The sequence below is a fragment of the Streptomyces sp. NPDC111802 genome (genome assembly GCF_055634335.1).
In genome coordinates this window covers 1-3,239 of record NZ_JBVKCZ010000164.1, presented here as the reverse complement: position 1 = coordinate 3,239, position 3,239 = coordinate 1, and the positions used below count along the sequence as shown (strand labels likewise).

1 protein-coding gene and 2 pseudogenes are annotated in these 3,239 nt (G+C 67.0%); all 3 read left to right on the top strand.

Annotation, left to right across the window (positions count from 1 at the left end; all coding sequences use genetic code 11):
* Positions 1-90: 90 nt before the first annotated feature.
* A pseudogene (locus tag ACZ7NC_RS44935) lies at positions 91-342 on the top strand (DDE-type integrase/transposase/recombinase); the annotation flags it as partial.
* 1,379 nt (positions 343-1,721) lie between these two features.
* A complete protein-coding gene (locus tag ACZ7NC_RS44930) occupies positions 1,722-2,252 on the top strand; it encodes a hypothetical protein (RefSeq protein WP_471498066.1) in 531 nt (176 codons plus the stop codon).
* Between the two features lie 37 nt (positions 2,253-2,289).
* Positions 2,290-3,131, top strand: a pseudogene (locus ACZ7NC_RS44925) (IS5 family transposase).
* The last annotated feature ends 108 nt before the right edge of the window (positions 3,132-3,239 follow it).

Genomic DNA, 3,239 nt, shown 5'->3' with positions numbered 1-3,239 from the left:
CGCCCGCGCACGGCTGAACGCCGTGCCACTCACGACACCCGCGCACCATCACATTGCCTCAACTCGCCTCACTCGCAGGCAACTTGACAGCGCCCCTCGAAGTACTTGAACAACAGGGCCGAGAACTCGCATCTGCCTACACGGCAGCGCGAGTACGCGATGCAGGGCTTCCGCAGCGTCGGCGGAGCACAACGCATCCTGGCCTCCTTCTCCCGGATCTCACCGCACTTCCGCCCCCGCCGCCATCTGATGTCTGCCTCCGCCTACCGCACCGAGATAACCAACCGCGACACCGTCTGGCACCAGATCACCGGCACCACCCTCCTGGCCGCAACCATCTGACGGCGCCCCCACCACCACCCCAGCACACCTCAACTCGCCTGTCCCATCAGCAACTTGACAAGGCCCTTCCGCCGACCACTCCTGACGCACACCTGCCCCTTCCCTCGCCTGCCCCGGGCTTCATCCGGACGGCCCAACGAGGCGCCCGAGAGCGAGGAAACGGGTCATCTGACTACCGAAAGCTACCCGCCAGTTACTCTTCCCGTGGGGTCAGAGCTGGGAGTCCGGGGCCGCATAGGGGTCGGTGGACGTACCTGGAAGGAAGGCTCCCGCGCCACCTCCCGGTCAATCCGCCTGTCCCCGACCGGGATCGCGTACGACGCAGAGACCGGAGAGCAGCTCCCCTCTGATCTCTGACACCCGCCCCCGCGGCTGATGGCCCGGCCCCTTCCGGGGTACGGGCCGTCAGTTTCCCCGCCGGGCCAGGCCTCGCCGCGAGCCGTGACGACAGCCCCTGCACCCCCTCATGCCGTCTTCCGGGCGCTCTGCCTGGTCCTCGTGCTCCCGCGATGTCCGGACAGGCCGCCCGGCCGCCCACATTCCCGAGAGATAAGGACACACGTGGTCCAGGTGCTGATCGTTGGCGACCTTGACTTCGCGCACGCCGCATAGGTCGCGAGGATCGCCCGGCACCGCACCAGACTGAAGACCGGGAAAACGGACCCATAAGACCATCTACGTGATCACCGATCTCACCAGCCGGCAGGCGTCACCCGAGAAGATCGCCCGGCTCGCCAGGTCACAGTGGGTGATCGAGAACCGGCTGCACCTCGTCCGCGATGTCACCTTAGACGAGGACCGCTCCCAGACCCGTACCGGACACGGTCCGGAGAACATGGCCACACTGCCAGGTTCGGTAAAGATCTCCGCTGACCGGACAGAGCGAACGGTGGGACCGGATTCAACATGCTCACGCCCCCAGCAGCACAACTACCTTCTCTTGCCAGGCACATACCCGATCTACTGGTCATGCCGGGCCGGAAACGCGAAGGGGGGTGCTGGCCTGGCCTGGCGCCTGCCAGTGGTCGTGACGCCATCAGCAGAGTCGACCGACCTGCGGATGCGGTCCGCAGCGCCGCGATGACGATCCCGGCGGAGATCGGTTCGCAAGGCAGGCCGCGGCATCTGGATAGAGGTGCACTGCCAGCAGCTGATCGTACGGGGCCGCGGGCGAACGACGCCTGTCGGGTTCATGCCAGGGCAGTCCTTCGAAGTCAGCCTCAAGCGAGCGAGGAACGTTGGTGACACGGACTTGCGAGGTGGACCCAGCTGGTGCGAGTCCCACGCTGCGGGTCGCATCTCGGTTGAGTGACTGGTTTGGCCCGCGGAGCTGGATGTGCGCGGTGCCCCCACTGCTCGGGTGGCAGACCGCAGGATGGGTGGGTGCGTTACAGGGGCTGCTCGCCGCCGTCCTCACGGGGTTACTGCCGCCGCTGTATCTCCTGCTGGGCACACGCAGAGGATGGTGGAGTCAGGGGCGCATGGGGCGGCAGGACCGGGTGAAGGCGGCTCCTGGGCTCTTGGCCCTGGTCAGCGCTGGCACCGCGCTGTTGTTTGTGACCCGCGTGCCCACAGTCGTACTGGCGATGGTCATCGCGCTGCTGGCAGTCCTGGCCGCTGGCGGGGCGGTCACGATGGTCTGGCAAGTGTCCGAGCACACGGCTGTGGCCGCGGGGGCAAGCACCGTGATGGTCCTCAGCCGCCTCGCGACCGGCCAAGAGGCATTCCAGTACACGCCTGCCTGGGGTCTGACTCCCGCGGGATGGGCATGGCCGGTGCTGCTGGCCTTGGTTGTAGTCCTTGTGAGTTGGTCACGGGTACAGCTGCGTTGCCATACGCCGGCTCAGGTCGTCGTCGGAGTAGGCCTGGGCGCGATAGTCGGCGGAGCGGTGTTCACCGCGCTCACCTAGGCAGTTTCGTTTGGATCAACTGGTCGTTGGTCCGGGTGTGTCGTTTAGTGATGCGCAGTGGGCGCGGATCGAGCCGTTGCTCCCGGACCGGACGCCCAAGCGGGGTGGCCGCTGGCGTGATCACTGGGAGGTGATCGACGCGATCGCCTTCAAGTTCCAGACCGGTACTCAGTGCGTGCATCTGCCGGAGAAGTACGGCAACTGGCGGGGCGTCTACAGCCAGCTGCGGATGTGGGCAGTCGATGGCACCTGGGAGCGGGTGTTCACCGCACTGATGGCTCAGGCCGACACGGACGAGGACCTCAGCTGGGCTGTCTCGGTGGACTCCACGATTGTGCGCGCTCACCAGCACGCGGCCGGGGCCCGCAAAAGGGGCCCCGGCAGGCGAACCCGACGACCACGCCATCGGCCGGTCCCGCGGTGGACTGACCACGAAGATCTACCTTGCTGCAGATGACCGGTGTCGGCCGCTGGCCTTCCATCTCACCGCCGGGCAGGCCGGGGATTCCCGCCTTCCCGGACGTTATGGCCCGCCTGCGCATTCCCCGGCCGCGAGGACGACCCCGCACCAGGCCGCACGTGATCCTTGCCGACAAGGCCTATTCGTCCCGCGCGATCCGGGAACACCTGCGCAAACGCGGCATCCGGGCGGTGATCCCGGTCCCGGCGGACCAGAGAGGCCACCGGCTGCGACGGGGCGGCCGTGGAGGCAGGCCGCCGGCCTTCGACCGCGAGACCTACAAGCAGCGCAACACCGTCGAGCGGTGCATCAACCGCCTGAAACAGTGGCGCGGGATCGCCACCCGCTACGAGCAGACCGCGACCATCTACCTGGCCGGACTCCACGTGGCAGGCATCTTCCTCTGGTCCGCCCGCTGATCCAAACGAAACCGCCTAGTACTGCAACGGTGCTTGCCGTGACTGCTGGCCAGTTCGCTCGTTGGTGTGGTCATGGGTGGGGACCATGCTGGTGTCAGGTTGTGGGCG